This window comes from Clostridium sulfidigenes, assembly GCF_000732635.1.
GTDB classification, from domain to species: Bacteria; Bacillota; Clostridia; order Clostridiales; family Clostridiaceae; genus Clostridium_J; species Clostridium_J sulfidigenes.
The window spans coordinates 38,335-55,178 of sequence record NZ_JPMD01000039.1 but is presented as its reverse complement, the minus strand read 5'-3'; the positions used below and the strand labels follow the sequence as shown (position 1 = coordinate 55,178).

20 protein-coding genes are annotated in these 16,844 nt (G+C 28.4%); 16 read left to right on the top strand and 4 right to left on the bottom strand.

What is annotated here, in order from left to right; translation table 11 throughout:
* The 5 genes from IO99_RS15385 to IO99_RS15370 all read left to right on the top strand — a co-directional run.
* Positions 1–1,357 (top strand): AAA family ATPase (locus IO99_RS15385; RefSeq protein WP_035135017.1); only part of this gene is annotated, 1,357 nt, incomplete at its 5' end.
* 4 nt (positions 1,358–1,361) lie between these two features.
* The gene (locus tag IO99_RS15380) at positions 1,362–1,811 is read left to right on the top strand and encodes a hypothetical protein (protein WP_035134999.1); all 450 of its coding nucleotides are present in this window, start codon (positions 1,362–1,364) and stop codon (positions 1,809–1,811) included.
* A 4-nt stretch (positions 1,812–1,815) separates the two neighbouring features.
* Positions 1,816–2,505, top strand: a complete 690-nt coding sequence (locus IO99_RS15375; protein ID WP_035134998.1) for an ATP synthase subunit B family protein — start codon at positions 1,816–1,818, stop codon at positions 2,503–2,505.
* A gap of 34 nt (positions 2,506–2,539) precedes the next feature.
* Entirely contained in the window at positions 2,540–2,686 is a 147-nt protein-coding gene (locus IO99_RS19185) for a hypothetical protein (RefSeq protein WP_156964383.1), read from the top strand.
* Between the two features lie 115 nt (positions 2,687–2,801).
* On the top strand, positions 2,802–3,230 hold the full coding sequence (locus IO99_RS15370) for a bacteriohemerythrin (RefSeq protein WP_051824207.1): 429 nt from the start codon (positions 2,802–2,804) through the stop codon (positions 3,228–3,230).
* A gap of 23 nt (positions 3,231–3,253) precedes the next feature.
* Here IO99_RS15370 and IO99_RS15365 read toward each other — a convergent pair whose 3' ends face one another.
* On the bottom strand, positions 3,254–3,937 hold the full coding sequence (locus IO99_RS15365; protein ID WP_051824203.1) for a Bax inhibitor-1/YccA family protein: 684 nt from the start codon (positions 3,935–3,937) through the stop codon (positions 3,254–3,256).
* 378 nt (positions 3,938–4,315) lie between these two features.
* On the opposite strand from IO99_RS15365, the gene IO99_RS15360 reads away from it, so the two are divergent.
* From IO99_RS15360 to IO99_RS15345, 4 genes are all read left to right on the top strand, one after another.
* Positions 4,316–5,134, top strand: a complete 819-nt coding sequence (locus IO99_RS15360) for a MerR family transcriptional regulator (RefSeq protein ID WP_035134997.1) — start codon at positions 4,316–4,318, stop codon at positions 5,132–5,134.
* A gap of 105 nt (positions 5,135–5,239) precedes the next feature.
* On the top strand, positions 5,240–6,574 hold the full coding sequence (locus IO99_RS15355; RefSeq protein ID WP_035134994.1) for an MATE family efflux transporter: 1,335 nt from the start codon (positions 5,240–5,242) through the stop codon (positions 6,572–6,574).
* Positions 6,575–6,820: 246 nt separating this feature from the next.
* Positions 6,821–7,165 carry a PadR family transcriptional regulator gene (locus IO99_RS15350; RefSeq protein ID WP_035134988.1) on the top strand — a complete coding sequence of 115 codons (345 nt, stop codon included), beginning with the start codon at positions 6,821–6,823 and terminating at the stop codon, positions 7,163–7,165.
* Positions 7,152–8,138: a permease prefix domain 1-containing protein gene (locus IO99_RS15345; RefSeq protein WP_035134986.1), complete on the top strand. Its 987-nt coding sequence runs from the start codon at positions 7,152–7,154 to the stop codon at positions 8,136–8,138. The genes IO99_RS15350 and IO99_RS15345 overlap by 14 nt, the downstream gene beginning before the upstream one ends.
* Positions 8,139–8,206: 68 nt before the next feature.
* Here the strand turns inward: IO99_RS15345 and IO99_RS15340 are convergent, their stop codons facing one another.
* Positions 8,207–8,746, bottom strand: coding sequence for a beta-class carbonic anhydrase (locus tag IO99_RS15340; protein ID WP_035134984.1), 540 nt, complete (start codon positions 8,744–8,746; stop codon positions 8,207–8,209).
* A gap of 391 nt (positions 8,747–9,137) precedes the next feature.
* On the opposite strand from IO99_RS15340, the gene IO99_RS15335 reads away from it, so the two are divergent.
* The 3 genes from IO99_RS15335 (at position 9,138) to IO99_RS15325 (ending at position 12,634) form a co-directional block, all read left to right on the top strand.
* Positions 9,138–10,043: a putative ABC transporter permease gene (locus IO99_RS15335; protein ID WP_051824198.1), complete on the top strand. Its 906-nt coding sequence runs from the start codon at positions 9,138–9,140 to the stop codon at positions 10,041–10,043.
* Between the two features lie 84 nt (positions 10,044–10,127).
* Positions 10,128–11,534, top strand: coding sequence for an MATE family efflux transporter (locus IO99_RS15330; protein ID WP_035134982.1), 1,407 nt, complete (start codon positions 10,128–10,130; stop codon positions 11,532–11,534).
* Positions 11,535–11,677: 143 nt separating this feature from the next.
* The gene (locus IO99_RS15325) at positions 11,678–12,634 is read left to right on the top strand and encodes a patatin-like phospholipase family protein (RefSeq protein WP_035134980.1); all 957 of its coding nucleotides are present in this window, start codon (positions 11,678–11,680) and stop codon (positions 12,632–12,634) included.
* A gap of 60 nt (positions 12,635–12,694) precedes the next feature.
* On the opposite strand, the gene IO99_RS15320 is transcribed toward IO99_RS15325, so the two are convergent.
* Positions 12,695–13,435 (bottom strand): acyl-[acyl-carrier-protein] thioesterase, encoded by a 741-nt coding sequence (locus IO99_RS15320; RefSeq protein WP_035134978.1) that lies wholly within the window; start codon positions 13,433–13,435, stop codon positions 12,695–12,697.
* 316 nt (positions 13,436–13,751) lie between these two features.
* On the opposite strand from IO99_RS15320, the gene IO99_RS15315 reads away from it, so the two are divergent.
* From IO99_RS15315 to IO99_RS15305, 4 genes are all read left to right on the top strand, one after another.
* Complete coding sequence (locus IO99_RS15315) at positions 13,752–14,126, top strand: YkvA family protein (protein ID WP_035134976.1); 375 nt, start codon at positions 13,752–13,754, stop codon at positions 14,124–14,126.
* A gap of 157 nt (positions 14,127–14,283) precedes the next feature.
* Positions 14,284–14,442, top strand: coding sequence for a helix-turn-helix domain-containing protein (locus IO99_RS19525; RefSeq protein ID WP_242844137.1), 159 nt, complete (start codon positions 14,284–14,286; stop codon positions 14,440–14,442).
* 4 nt (positions 14,443–14,446) lie between these two features.
* A complete protein-coding gene (locus IO99_RS15310) occupies positions 14,447–15,187 on the top strand; it encodes a LysR substrate-binding domain-containing protein (RefSeq protein WP_051824195.1) in 741 nt (246 codons plus the stop codon).
* A gap of 203 nt (positions 15,188–15,390) precedes the next feature.
* On the top strand, positions 15,391–16,338 hold the full coding sequence (locus IO99_RS15305; protein WP_035134974.1) for a 4Fe-4S binding protein: 948 nt from the start codon (positions 15,391–15,393) through the stop codon (positions 16,336–16,338).
* 65 nt (positions 16,339–16,403) lie between these two features.
* Here the strand turns inward: IO99_RS15305 and IO99_RS15300 are convergent, their stop codons facing one another.
* Entirely contained in the window at positions 16,404–16,832 is a 429-nt protein-coding gene (locus tag IO99_RS15300; protein ID WP_035134972.1) for a MarR family winged helix-turn-helix transcriptional regulator, read from the bottom strand.
* Positions 16,833–16,844 lie beyond the last annotated feature (12 nt).

Sequence of the window (16,844 nt, the reverse complement as noted above, 5' to 3'; positions counted from 1 at the left end):
TAGTGGATTAGTGGCTGAATATGCAGGACAAACAGCTAAGAAAACTGAAGAGGTATTTAGATCTGCTTTAGGAGGTATCTTATTTATTGACGAAGCCTATGCATTAGCAAATGATAACAGTGGTTTTGGAAAGGAATCAATAGATACTCTTGTTAAACTTATAGAAGATTATAGAGGAGAAATAATTATTATTCTAGCTGGATATAAGAAAGAGATGGAAGATTTTTTAAAAACTAACTCTGGGCTTCAATCTAGATTTCCACTTATTATAAATTTTCCAGATTATTCAGCAGATGAGCTATTTGGAATAGCTTTAAAGATGATTAAAGATACAGGTTTTAGGCTAGGAGAAGGAGCTGGTGAAGTCCTTAAGGAGGAAGTTATTCTATTGCAGAAACAGTCCAATGAACATTCTGGCAATGGACGTATGGTAAGAAATTATATTGAGGATATAATGAGAAAGCAATCAGCAAGAATTGCAATGAATGATATACCTGTAAATGAAATGAATATGATTATAAGTGACGATATACAACCTAAAGATAAATCAATAGTTAACTTTGATTTAGAAAGTGAATTATCTAAAATTATAGGACTTGAAGAAGTTAAGGAGTATATACGTAGTTTAAATGCAAGACTTAGAGTACAAAGAGAACGCAAAAAACTTGGGCTTGTAGCAGATAATACGCAGACGTTGCATATGATATTCAAGGGGAACCCTGGAACAGGAAAAACAATGGTTGCAAGAACAGTAGCAGATGTTTTATATAATATAGGTGTCATTAAAACAAATAAGTTAATAGAAACAGATAGGTCTGGACTTGTTGCAGGATATGTTGGACAAACAGCAATAAAAACTAAGGAAAAAGTTATGGAAGCTATAGATGGTGTACTGTTCATTGACGAAGCTTATTCACTTTCACAGGGTGGAACTAATGATTTTGGAAAAGAAGCAATAGATACATTAGTAAAACTAATGGATGATTATAGGGATAGAATAGTTATCATATTAGCAGGATATAGTGATGACATGGATGAATTTCTTGATGTAAATGCTGGATTAAAATCAAGATTCCCTAATATAATAAAATTTGAAGATTACTCTACAGAAGAGCTTATAGAGATATCTGGAATGTTGTTTAAGAGTAAAGGATATGAAATTGATTCATTAGCTAAAGATAAACTTAAAGATATACTTGACATAGTAAGACTTGAAGCACAGTTTGGAAATGGACGCTATGTACGTAACTTGTATGAAAAAGCAGTGAATAATCAAGCAATGCGATTAAGTACAGATATGGATTTAACAAAAGAAGATTTAACTACTATAGTTGATACGGATATAGAAAGGTTGTAATGAAATGAAAAAATTAAAAAATTTACTAGGATATATAATTGCTACTATTTATTTTATTTTTCCTATGTGCTTAGTTTTGCTAATGTTAATTCTTATGCCACTATTTTTTATAACGGATGTTAGTACAGTTAGAAGTTCAGGGTTCGCTGGTCAAAATACAGCAGGTTTATTTATAGGTATGTGTGGGCTTTTTACTGGAGTATCTCTTCTTATACCACCACTAAGGAAGATGTATAGAGTATTACCATGGTTGTATTCATTTGTAAAAATATTCTATGTTAATCTAATAATTCTTGGTATTGGACTTATAATATTAAATTTTGGTTATCAAACACAAAATAATACTCGTCATACTGTATTTTTTATTTTGATGATATTACAGGTAGTTATTTGTAGATTAGCAATGTGCATTTATTTTAAGATAAAGCCAGCAAAAATCATTAATGAGAGGTAAATTTATGAGTAATAAACAAAATAGTTTAAAAAAGGGTAATGATAAGATTAAGAAAAATTTTATAAATACAAATGAGAATACAAGTGAACAATTAAACATTCATGATAATCAGTATAGTGAGGCTCAGGATGATATTGAATGTAAAAAAATAAATATAATTGAAGAAAATAATGATGAATTTAATAAAAAAATTGAGCAAAAAAGAAAAGATAAGCCATTAAAGATTTTTGGATTGATATGTATTTCTTTTGGAATATGTTTTCTTATTTTTGAAGGAGTATCCAAAATAGATACTTCAGAATCAGCTAAAAATGCCCTTAAAAATAGAGTATCTACAGCTATTTCAGCAGGAACTATTCTCTTATCAAAGGATGAAAATACTCAAGCACAGGATTATACTATTACACATAAATCTAATACAAATGATACTAAAATTTGGGTTTGGGATTACGCTGGTGAGGATGGTGACTATGTACAAGTACTTGTAGATGATGCTCCATTAGGGGAAGCATTTATGATTAAACACAAACCAAAAGAAATTATTGTACCAGCAGTAGGGAAAGTTCAAATAAAAGGAATAAGAGACGGCGGAGGTGGTATAACCTATGCAATTAGATATGATATTAATGGAACTAGCTATTTTAATGGTACCCCTGAAGGTGAATTAAACACTTATACATTAATTAAAGAATAAAATTAACAGGTACGGTCAATGAAGGGGGAGCTTTTTGAATAATAAATTTTTAAATCTTCCTAAAGAGAAGAAAAATGCAATTACATTTAGTAGTCAACCTAGCTCTCACTATAAACATGGAATAATTTACATCACTGCTTATTTATATATAGTTATCAGTGTTATATTATATTTATTTTAAATTTTATGAATTATAATTACATGTTTTCCCTATATAAGAAATTATTTGCGTTGTTAAAGTGTTTCTTTTATAATAAAATAATATATATCTATAAAATAAAAAGAAGGTATATAAAATGTTTGACTTTAAATTTGACTGGCAAGATGATTTAAATACCAATATTGGGAGAATTGATGAACAGCATAAAGAACTTTTTAGAATTGCTCGTAATATAGAACAATTATTGATAACAAAATGTGCTACTGTAGATACTAAAATTCTTCTTGATATAATATGTGATCTTAGAGAATATATTTCTTATAGCTTTTATGAAGAAGAGAAAATAATGAAAAAAGCTAATTACTCTAATTATGAAGAACATATAAAATCCCATGAGGAATTAAAAAAAGTGATTATGAATATTGAGCTATCAGTATTAAAGAAAAAGCCTTGTGAAGAATTAAAGAAAATTAAGGATTCTGTGCAAGACTGGATTTTTCAGCACATGATGATAGAAGATAAAGCAATGGCAGAAGAAATATTAAAGAGTCCAACCTACATTTAGAATGTAAGTTGGACTCTTAAAATTTATTTCTTTTTACCTAAAATACGTATTAAGTATATAAATAAGTTAATAAAATCTAAATATAATTCTAAAGCAGCAATTATAGCAAACTTATTTGTGGTAGCGGCATCATAACCGTAATTTTGTTCATGTATTAATTTAACTTTTTGCATATCATAGGCTGTTAATGCACAGAAAACTGCAATACCAATATAATTAACTAACATAGATAACTCATCAGAACCTACAAAGAGATTGAATAAGCTAGTAACTAATATTCCAACAACCCCCATTATAGCAATTCTACCTACCATTGATAAGTCCTTTTTGGAGGTCATACCTATCATGCTACAACAAAAAAACATGGCAGAAGTTACTACAAAAATACTTATGATGGACTCGAGACTGTAGATAGTAAATATTGCCCCAAAAGTAAATCCGTTTACTATAGAATAGGTTATAAACATGGCAAAAGCAGCTTGAACAGAAAGTTTATTAATCTTTCTGCTAAGTAAAACTACTAAAGCTAATTCCACAACAATAATACCTATTACGAAAGCTGAGTTACTATAGATTAACATCATCATAGAAACACTAGTGGAAATAAAATAACCTACAGCAAAGGTAATTATTAGTCCGATGGCCATATATAATAAGGTCTTATTTATAAAATTATTTTGGCTCTTACTATATGAAATTTCATTCATAATATCACTCCTTCAATAAATATAATATATGTAATATTATACAATATATTAAGAATTAATAAATAGATTATATACATTAAAAAGAAAAAAATTCAGGAACTATTAATGTATTTTATAGCAATTATAGAGGTTTTATAAGTAAAACATAAAGAAATAGAATGAACTTGGAAAGAATTTCAATGAAATGATATAATATTTATATTAATTAAAAATTTGTTTAGGATATTAAAATATAGGATAAAGATATATAAATACCACAAAACCGCACAGCCACAACAACTAGTTAACTAGTTAAATATATAAATAGTTCGCTATATAACTATTTATATATTTTTATAGGGAAAATTATATTTGAGAATATAACTTATGGAGGATTAAATGGATAAAAAGATACTTATAGGAGAAATGGCTAAGATTCACAATATATCAACTCAGACACTAAGGTATTATGATTCGATTGGATTACTTAAGCCTAGACATAAAGATGAGGAGAATGGATATAGATATTATGATATTGAACAGTTTGCTCAGCTTGATTCTATTTTATTTTTAAAAAAGCTGGGAATGCCCCTTAAGGATATAAAAAAGTATTTTTCAAATAGAAATCTTAAAATACTAACTGATCTCCTTAATAAGAAAGAGAAGGACATAGATAAGGAAATTGAACTTTTGGAAAGATATAAAAAAAGTATCTCTAAAAAGCTTGAGTTTTTGGAAGAAAGTATAGAAGAAGCTAGACTTGAAGAATGTGAACTAATTGAGTTAGAAGATCGAGATATAATATATATTTCTTTAAATGATAGAACAGATATATATAGTGTAGAATATGGAATAAAAGAATTAAGTAATAGATTGGGAGATAATCTTTGTTTATTTGATGGAAGAATAGGAGCTTTTATCTCACAAGAAGATATTTTAAATAAAAGGTATACTACCTTCAGAGATATTGCTTTAATTTTTGATCATGGGATTTTCAACCATAAAAATATAAAAACTTTGCATAAAGGAAGATATGCAAGGATAATTTATAGAGGACTCTATGATTATGCAGAAACCTACTTTAATAAGCTGATAAAGTTCATGGATATAAATGAACTAGAGAGTGTTGGAGATGGTATAGTTCTTACCATAACTGATTCTGCTTTTTCTTCAAAGGAAGAAGAGTATTTAACAGAAATACAGATTCCTTTAAAATAAAGGATTGACATTATAGTTACTATAAGGTTTAGAATATTAACTTGTGAGATATAAGAGTGTTACAGTAGTTACACATAAGATAAATTATTTTAAGTAGGTGATATTATGAACTTTGTAGAATTAACGGAAATGAGATTAAAGAAATTATTGATAAAATTTTTGTTTCCTAGCATATTAGCTATGCTAGCAACGTCAGTAAATATTCTTTGTGATACCATATTTATAAGTCAAGGAGTTGGAAAAGAGGGTCTTTCGGCTTTAGGAATAGCTATACCTATATATAATGTATATAATGCAGTATCCCTTTTAATAGGAATGGGAGGTGCTACTTTATACTCTATTAATATGGGTAAAAAGAACAATGAAAAAGCAAATCAGGTCTTTAATACATCAATTTTTATAGCAATTATAATAGGGTTAAGTATTTCTATTTTTGGATATATCTTTTCAAAAAATATAGCTATAATGTTTGGAGCCTCACAACAAATATTAGGGCTTTCTGATGAATATCTAAAAATAATATTATTATCAGGTATAAATTTTATATTATCAGGCGTTTTACAGGCATTTATAAGAAATGATGGTGCTCCAAAGCTTTCTATGGTTGCCGGAATTACTGGTAACATGTTTAATGTAGTTTTTGACTATATATTTATTTTTGTACTTGACATGGGTATGAGAGGTGCTGCCATAGCAACTGCTATAGCACCAATAGTAACTTTAATAATTATAGCTACTAAATTTATTAAAAAATCTGGACATCTTAGATTCAACTATAAATCAATTAAAATTCCATATATTACAAATATATTTAAGGTAGGGATATCAAGCTCATTCATTGAGGTATCTGGAGCTATTGTTATAATACTATTCAATTATATTTTAATAGATATGATAGGAGAGATTGGAGTAGCTGCTTATAGTATTATTAGTAATATTGCTTTAATTGGAGTTGCAATATTATCTGGAATAAGCCAAGCTATTCAGCCAATAATAAGTGTTAATTTTGGAGCTGAACACTATGATAGAGTAATTAAAACTAGAAAAGCAGCCATATACATTGCAATTGCCTTTGGAATAGTATTTTTCTTAGTAGGAAATGTCTTTACAAAAGAAGTAATTAGCTTTTTTAATAATTCAGACTTAAAGCTTATTGAAATTACAGCTAGAGGTATGAGGATATATTTCGTAGCATTTATATTTATTGGAATTAATATGGTTAATATATCATTTTTCCAAGCAATTAGTCATGCTAAGATATCAAATACCATGTCTATTATAAAGAGTTTTGCATTAGTATTAATTAATCTATGTATTCTTCCGAAAGTATTCGGTATAAATGGATTATGGTCCACTATACCAGTTGCAGAATTTATTACTTTAATCATTGGTATATTTATAGTTAAATATAATATGAATTACTTAAAGTCTAAGGCATAAAATTAATGAATAAAGTTACAGCATATAAATTTGCTTCTATGCACATTTATATGCTGTATTTTTATATAAATATATAGATGAAAATTAAAAAATTGGAAAAACTACTTCACATGTCGTAGTAATTGTGATATATTATAATTACTACGACAGATAAAGTACGATAGGCAGAGTAATTGCATAATATACACTAAAGATATAGTTATATATGAAATAGGTAAGTATTAGGTGGAGAAAGGAGGATAACATTTGATAAGTAGTGATGTTATTAGAGGATATAATGATACTATAATTCTTTTCACTCTCCTAGATAGGGAGTCCTATGGATATGAGATATCTAAAACTATAAAAAAACTATCAGAGGAAAAATATATTATAAAGGAAACAACATTATATTCTGCCTTTACAAGGCTGGAAAACAACGGTTATATAGAATCTTTTTATGGAGATGAGACCTTTGGAAAGAGAAGAACTTACTATAGAATCACACAAAAAGGACTGGATTACTACAAAGAAAAGTGTGAAGAATGGAAGGTTATTAAAGAAGTAATGAGTAAATTTATAAAGGAGATGGATGAGTATGGAGACCATTAGAAATTATTTAGAAAATATTTTTTCAAGTTTACCAAAATCAGCAGAAATTATAAAATTAAAAGATGAGTTGCTTTCTAATATGGAAGAAAAATATTGGGAACTTAAAGAAAGTGGAAAAACTGAAAATGAAGCTATTGGAATTGTAATTTCTGAGTTTGGGAACATTGATGAGTTAATAAAGGAGTTGGGAATTGAAAATAGAAAGCAATTAGATAATATTCCGACTATTACCATGGAAGAAGCAGAAAATTACATGAGGGATAAAGTTAAATATGGAAAGCTTATTGCTGTTGGTGTTATGTTATGTATATTAGCACCAGCAATACTAATGTTTACTCATAATATTATAATAGGTGGAGTATTTGGTACAGAAATTAATGTGGAAACTTTAGAAGGACTCAGTGTTATCCCATTATTTATTCTTATAGCTATTGCTGTGGGGCTATTTATCTATGCTGGTACTCAACTTGACAAGTATAAGTATTTAGAAGATGATTTCATATGTCCACTACATGTGCAGCAAAGAGTAAAAATTAAAAAAGAAGAATTCTCATCCAATTTTACTAAATTAAATATAATTGGAGTTACACTTTGTGTACTGTCACCTGTTGCGTTAATTGGTATATCAGCAATTGGAGGATATGATAATGACATATTATCTAATTATGGAGCAATTGTATTATTAATAATGGTAGCTATTGCAGTTTTTATATTTGTAAGAGTAGGAAATATAAATAATAGCTATAATGCACTTTTACAAATTGAAGAATATTCATCAAAATGTAAGGAAAATAATACAGCTATAGGTGATGTTGCATCAGTTGTATGGCCTATTGCCACAGCAATATTTTTGATTTGGGGTTTGGGATTTAATGGATGGCATATTTGTTGGATTATATTCCCTATTACTGGAATACTATTTGGAGCTTTTAGTGGATTATATGCCTTAATAAAGCGTAACAATAAAAGATAATTTAGTATAATAGCTAGTCATAAACTGAGAGTTTGACTAGCTATTATACTTTAAGCAAAGAATTCTATTTATACTGGAGCTAACTCTCCAGTGGTGGAATCCATAATAAAACCATAGACGTTAATATCTTTTGGTATAAGAGGATGTTTTGTAATGATATCTACTGTTTCAGCTACTGAAGTATTAACATTATCAAATCCACTTAACCATGAATCAAAGTCAACTCCGAAGTATTTAACCAAATTAATTTGATCTTCAGTAATGTTTCTATGTTTCATTTTTTCAATAATTTTTTTACTATTCATGTGTTGTGCTCCACAGTCTGTATGACCAATTACAAAAATTTCTTCAACCCCTAAGTCATATATAGCTACGAGTAAGCTACGAGCTACACTTCCAAAGGGATGAGATATTGAACCACCAGCATTTTTGATAATTTTTACATCACCATTTTTAAATCCAAGGGCAGCGGGAAGAAGTTCCGTTAGCCTAGTATCCATACATGTAACTATGGCTATTTTTTTATCTGGATATTTACTTGTAATATATCTTTCATATTTTTTATTTTCTACAAATTCCTTATTGTATTTCAAAATTTCATCTATCATGTTTTCACTTCCTCAATATAAGTATTATCAAGTGTAAAAAGTAAATTTTAAATATCTTAATAGTGTTATACAAATACTTAATTATCACTTAATAAATAGATTTTATTTTAAATGTGAACTAAATACAAGGAATTTCTAATTTTTTTCACAATATAAAAAATAAATTTAAAATTAACTTGAAAATAATATGATGATTAGTTAATTATAGAAATATATAAAGTATTTATAATAATTACTAGTGAATATGATGTAATGGAATAGATTAACAAGAGTATTCTTATATGATATAATATTATTCAGAGTATAATAATTATTATGATAATTTGTTAAATTACTATCTAAAGGAAATAAATTTATATATTTGACTTTAGGTGTTGGGGGAGTTGATGCTATGGTAGATAAACTTTCTGTTTTATTTATGTATTGGATAATTTACAGTTTGTTAGGATGGATAGTAGAAACAATATATTGCTCTGTTCTTGATGGCTATTTTGTAGAAAGAGGTTTTTTAAATGGGCCATTGTGTCCTATATATGGTTTTGGAGCACTTTTTGTTTTATTATTGCTAAATCAATATAGTGATAATGTAGTTATAGTATTTATTTTTGGTATGATATATACAACTATTATAGAGTATATAACTAGTTTTATTATGGAAAAATTATTTAAAATGAGATGGTGGGATTATTCTGATTATAAATTTAATATTAGAGGAAGAGTTTGTTTGAGAAACTCTTTTTTGTTTGGATTTCTATGTGTTGTACTAATTGAGATAATACATCCTTTCACAGAGAATATTATGACTAGAATTCCAATGACAATAGTACACTTATTATCTATTTGTATTTTAATATCTATTCTAGTAGATTTATTCATATCTATAAATTCCATAGTAAACCTTAATCGTAAGTTAGAAGAAATTCATTATGTTAAAGAAGAAATATGGATTAAATTATATGAAGAGGGTATAGTAAGAAAATTAGAAAACCTACGAATAATAACAGATAGCAAATTAAATAACCTAAAGGAATTAAAGGAAAATTTAACTGAATTTAAAGAAAATATATCTATAGATAAAGTAGAAATATCCCTTCGTAAAAAGTATAAGTCTCTCTTAATGGAAACTAAGTATGCGGAGCGGAGATTAATATGTGCCTTTCCTAAATTAAAATCTCAAAGATATAATGAAGCTTTACATGAATTACGAAAGGCTATAAAGGACATTGAAAATGAAGATTATTTTAAAAAAATATTGAAATTTATAAAAAAGGTTTTTAAAAGAAGTAATAATTTTTAAAGTATAAAACATTAAGTTGTATAAAAAGAGTGTATATAGTATTAGAAGTATTGTCTTTAAATTAACTTGTAAAGGAGAATGATAATGTTTGCTTCAAAGGAAAGTGGAGATGGAAAAAAGACTAGAATATTTATGTGGTCGAAAAATTCTACAAGAAATGATGTTATCAACATTGCGTGGCCTGTTCTGTTAGAACTTCTTATGGGTTCCCTTTTTGGAATGGTAGATATGATGATGCTTGGAAGAATGGGCGATAATTCATTGGCTGCAGCTTCTGTATCTGCTGTAGGTATGACAAATCAGCCATTATTTATAGGATTGTCTCTTGTGCAAGCTTTAAATGTTGGTGGAACAGCAATGATTGCTAGATACCTTGGATCAAAAAGAACAGATAAAATAGAAACTACTTTAAAGCATGTAATACTATTGAGTTTGATAATGTTAGCTATACCTATATCGGTATTAGGAATAATTTTTACTGGACCAATTATGAAATTTATGGGGGCAGCAAATGATACGTTACAAGTAGGTGGAAGCTATTTTAAAATTATTATGGTTGGATTTATATTTCAATCTTTTAATATGTCAATATCTGCAGCACTTAGAGGTATAGGAGAAACAAAAACACCTATGAAGATAAATTTAAGAGCTAACTTTTTTAATGTTATTGGGAATGCAGTTCTTATATATGGTCTTTTTGGACTTCCTAAGCTTGGTGTTACAGGAGCTGGAATATCTACGGCTATATCTAATGTAATAGCAAGTGTATTTTTATTTAGGTATATTATAAAAGGTAAAAGCATAATTAAATTAGATATTAAAAAATCATTTAAAATTGATAAAAATATTATTTATAATCTAGTAAAGATAGGTGTACCTGCATCTCTTGAGCAGTTAGTTTTAAGAGCTGGAGTACTTATGTTTGTAAGAATAGTTGCAGGACTAGGAACTGTAGTGTATGCATCACATCAAATATCATTAAATATATTAAGTCTTTCTTTTCAACCAGGACAAGCTTTTGGAATTGCAGCCTCATCCCTGGTAGGTAGAAGCATAGGAGCTAAAGAACTTTCAAAGGCGGAGAGTTATGCCAAGGAAACCAGAAAGATTGGTTCATTGATATCCACTTTTATGGCTATAATTTTCTTCTTTTTTGGTCCGCAGATTGTAGGTTTATATTCAAAGGATCCAAGGATTATACAAAATGCATCTATAGCCTTAAAAATAATAGCGTTAGTTCAACCATTTCAATCATCACAACTAATATTAGCAGGGGCTTTAAGAGGTGCAGGGGACACCTTCTGGCCACTAGTTGCTACCTTTGTTGGGGTATTATTAATAAGAGTTGTTTTAGCTCATTTGCTTGTAAATATATTTGGGTATGGATTAGCAGGAGCATGGATGGCTGTATTCATGGATCAATTTGTACGATGGTTTTTTGTTTACATGAGATTTAGAACAGGAAAATGGAAATATATAAAAATAAGGTAGATATACATATACACTATAAAGGTTATCTTAAATAGATACTTATAAAGCCTTAGTATGAATAATATTTTATTTAATTTACTTTAGGTTTTATATGATTAGATTATAGTGTAGTAATGAATAAATTATAAGTTAAGAGGGAAAGCATGGATGAAATAAAAAAATTATTTGATTTGAATATTGGACTAGTATTAGCAGGTGGAGGTGCAAAAGGTGCCTATGAGGCAGGGGTATTTAAGGCACTTTGGGAGTTAGACATAATAAGAAGAGTTTCCGTTGTATCAGGAACGTCAATTGGTACAATAAATGGACTTTTATTATCTATGAATGACAATAGTATAATGGACAAGAGTTGGTCAAGTCTAACTTATTCTAGATTTATTAATCATGAAAGTCTAGCAAGAGATTTAAAGATTTCTCAGTTAATAAAAAAAGCTAAGAATATAGGTAAGGAACAAAAATTTAATGAACTGCTTAGTGTAAGTGATATAGGTTTGCTTTCTCAAAGTGGCATACGTAAGTTTATTGAGGAGTATGTTGATTTAAAAGTAATTAAAGAGTCCAGAAAAACTCTCTATGCATGTGCATATAATATAGACCTGAAAACACCTGAGTATTTTAGATTAAATGATTATGACAATGAGAAACTTATAGACATTGTACTTGCGTCCTGTGCAGTACCATTTATTTTTAAGCCTATAATTATAAATGAGTATAGATATTCAGATGGGGGTATAAATAGTCCTAAATATGATTATCAAAATGCAGATAATGTACCAATAGCTCCTCTTAAAAATCATAATTGTGATGTTATCATAGTTGTACATTTATCTTATAAGCATCAATTAGATAGAACAGGATTTGAAGACTGCAATATTATTGAAATATATCCTTCTATGCATTTAGAAGCAGTAAGTGGTATAGGTACAGTTAATATAAGACAAAGTACATTAAATCAACATATTGACCTGGGATACCGAGATGGGCTTTCAATTTTATCCCCTATGATAATAGACATGATGAAGGGAAAATCGTTAGGGAAGTTAATTGAAAAGCATGAGGAATATAACAAAGAATTACTAAGTAATAATCATTTCTTTTAAAAAAGTGGTATCATAGTTTTCTATACATTGGAAGCTATGATACCATTTTAAAGTTATATTTTATTCCCAATAGGTAATAGCTAAGGTCAAGTCCTCTCCATCTTCATTTATGATATCATGAGTACATATATATCCAGTTTGTGATTTTTCAATTTTGGTATGAACTTTTATTCTATGACCATAGTAGGTTTCTTTTTTATATACTACTGTAATCTCACGCATTTCATAATTTAAAGCAATATCTAATGGTATAGATTCAATTATCCAACTTACATATTTTACATTATTAACATGTTGATTAGTGTCTATATCACTATATCTTATATCAAAGACCTTTTCAGTATCCCAACTTTCTAAAGGTTTAAATGAGGAATGAATAAAGCGTTCATTTTCATCCTTGGATATATTGTATGCAGCATACATATCATTGCTTACTTTTACAGGCCGTCTTTTAGTTGAATCAACCAAGAGCCATATAGACCGTCCATCCACTATTAATTTACCTAAACTATCTTCAATATAGTTTGTTCTATATGCGTAATATTTATAGAAAGAATTTGCTCTCGTAGATACTTTTAAGTTCTCATCATACAAAGGGTATCTACTTATTTTTATATTCCACTGTGTTAGTATCCATCCTTTATTATTTGCCATTAGGTATTCTACACCAACACCACGGCTATCAGATTGTACAGAGCATATGTCCATAAGATAATTCATAATAGTGGAAATTAAAGCTCTTTTCTTGGCATCCACTTCATAATAGTGTACATTATAACTTTTACTAGTTATTAAACTCATGCTAATACCTCCTACGGTAATAATAAATGTTACTAAGGCATAAGAATATTTTACCACAAATTTAGAGCGAGTTTTATGCTTATAATTGAACTAATTTGTAAATATAATAAATTTTTTAAACTATTAAATAAAGTATATGTAAATTAAAATGAATTACGCAAATATGTTTAGATAAATATAAATATAAAAATAAAATTCAACTATGTAAAGTAACTGTTGTATATAAACAGTTTATAAAATAAACTATTTATATAGTAGATTTGATAGTATAGAATTATGTATTGATAATTTAAATAAGTGGATGAGGGTAAATAGTATGATAGAAAAGATAAAGTATTGGGCAAAAAAGTTAAAAGTACATATAGATACTTTGTATCTTGTATATAAAAAAAGAAGCGCACCATGGTATGCAAAGGTAGTAGTTGCAATAACTATAGGCTATGCGTTTAGTCCAGTAGATTTAATACCGGATTTTATACCTATTTTTGGATTTTTAGATGATGCTATCTTATTACCTGTTCTCATTTGGTTGTCCTTAAAGCTCATTCCAAAAGAAGTTATAGAAAGTTGCAGACTTGAAGCAGAAAATATTTTTAAGGAAGGAAAACCTAAAAATTATGTGGCTAGTGGAGTTATTATATTAATATGGATATTCATATCATTAGTTATAATAAATAAAAGTTTATTATAGGAATATATAAATCGATTTCTATTAAGGAAGATATAGGTAGATGGAATATTAACTAGAATATGATTAGAGTATTTAATATGATGAATTAGAACTTTATAGATATACGTAGTATAATTAGGATATCTTATAGTAAGTTGGAAAGGAAAGGATATAAGCTGTGATCGATATAAAGCTTGAAACATTTATTACTGTGGCTGATACAAAGAACTTTACACGGGCTGCCAGCATATTAAATATGACTCAACCTGCAATTTCTCATCATATAAAACTTTTAGAGGAATATTACAATGTGAAGTTATTAGAAAAAAAAAAATAAGAACATGGAGCTTACGGAGGCCGGAAGGATACTTTATAAGTATGCTTTAGAAATTGATAAAATAAGTAAATTGGCAAAAAACCATCTTTCAAATGAATCATCTATTATAAAGAGATATAATGTAGGTGCAACTCTTACTATAGGGGGATATGTACTTCCACCTATCATAGGAAATTATAAGGTGAGCAACAAAAACATAGATGTAATACTTCATGTAGAAAATACAGGGAATATAATCCAAAAACTCTTTAGTGGTGAGATTATATTGGGTGTTATAGAGGGGCCCTTTGATAAAAGTAAGGTGATTTATGAAAAATTTAAAGATGATGAACTAGTATTTGTTATTTCAAAAAGTCATGAAATGGCTAAGAAAAAGAAAATAACAATAGATGAAATTCTTTCAGAAAAACTTATACTAAGAGAAAAAGGATCTGGGACAAGACAGATATTTGAAGATTATATGGTGCAGCAAGGATTTGAACCTAAGAATATTAATCCTTATATGGAAATTGGAGATATAACAGCAATTATGTCTTTAGTAGAATCTGGACTTGGAGCAACGGTGGTATCAAAGGAAGCATTAAATTCACCATTGATGTGTAAAAAATTTAAAGCATTATCAACCAAAAATATGAAAATGAAAAGAGAATTTAATTTTATATATTTAAAAAACTCAAATATGGATTTTATAAAGAACTTTATTGATTTTTGTAAAAAGCAATGTGATGAGACTGAATTAGAATAAAACATCTTCTAATTTAGTCTCTATTTTATATTTAAGTTATCCTAAGTATAAATAATCTTTATTTTACTATAACTAATCTTAAGTTCACTTTGTAAAATTGCAGAGATATAATAAATATGAAAATATTACAAGGATATGACAAGTGCAGAAAGATTAACAATTAGAATGTCAATACAATGAAATAAAGAAGGGTAGTGAAGAAAATGGCAATAATAGCATCGGCAGAAGAAAAATCAAAATTAAAGGGGCAAGGATTTCTTCCACAAAGAGATGGAATACACTTTGCATGTAGAGTAATAACTGAGGATGGATGCTTAAATTCAAAGGAAACAAGAGTCCTTTCTGAAATAGCTGAGAAATATGGAAGAGGATATATGAGTTATACTACAAGACTTACAGTAGAAATTCCATGGATAAGATTTGAAGATATTGAAAAGGTAAAAGAAGAGCTTAGTGACGCTGGACTAGAAGCTGGAGGCACAGGTCCCAGAGTTAGACCTGTAGTAGCGTGCAAAGGAACGGTATGTATATTTGGGCTTTTAGACACACAAGAATTATCGAGGAAAATACATGAAAGATTTTATAAAGGATATTACAATGTACTTTTGCCACATAAGTTTAAAATAGGTATAGGTGGATGTCCAAATAACTGTATAAAGCCAGACTTAAATGATTTTGGCATAATGGGTCAAAGAGTACCAGACTGCAATAAGGATTTATGTTTAGGATGTAAAAAGTGTTCAGTAGAAGAAGCTTGTAAAAAAGGAGCAGCAAAAGTTATTAATGGAAAGCTTCAAATAGATAGGGAGAAGTGTACAAACTGTGGACTTTGTATAGATAAATGTCATTTTGGTTCAATGGTATGCAAAAAAGATGGTGTAAAACTATTTATAGGTGGGAAATGGGGTAAAACTCCAAGACGTGGTGAACCATTGAAAGGGATTTATTTATATGATGAGGCTATGAATATAATAGAAAAAGCAATTTTATATTATAGAGATAACGGAAAAACTGGAGAAAGATTTGGTGATATGGTAGAGAGAATTGGATTTGAAGAAGTATCTAGAGGAATATTGGGTAATGAAATTCTAAAAGAGAAAGAAGAAATATTAAAGGCAGAGGTCCACACCAAGAGAAACTATTCCTGTTAATTAAGATATAGAAATAAAAAAGTAAGCTAGGTTTAAGTTGAAACACTTGTACCTAGCTTGTTTTTCTATTGTAGATTATTTAATAAAAATTTAAGTTTTTCTCTTAAGCCTGATACTTCATCTAAAGAAAGACCAGTACTACAGAACATTTTTCCAGGTATTTTTGAAGCTTTATCCTTCATTGCAATACCTTTATCTGTTAGTTTCACATATACATTTCTTTCATCTTGAGAAGCTCTTATTCTTTGTATTATATCCATGGATTCAAGTCTTTTTAATACAGGTGTAAGGGTTCCAGAATCCAAATAAAGTTTCTTACCTAACTCTTTTACAGTTATATTATCCTCTTTCCAAAGGACTAAAAGGGTAATATATTGAGTGTAAGTAATGCCAAGTTCATCTAATAGTGGCTTATAACTTTTTATTACAGCTTTTGAAGAAGCATATAAAGCAAAGCATAGTTGATTATCAATATCTAAGTGTTCATAACTCATATTAGAAACCTC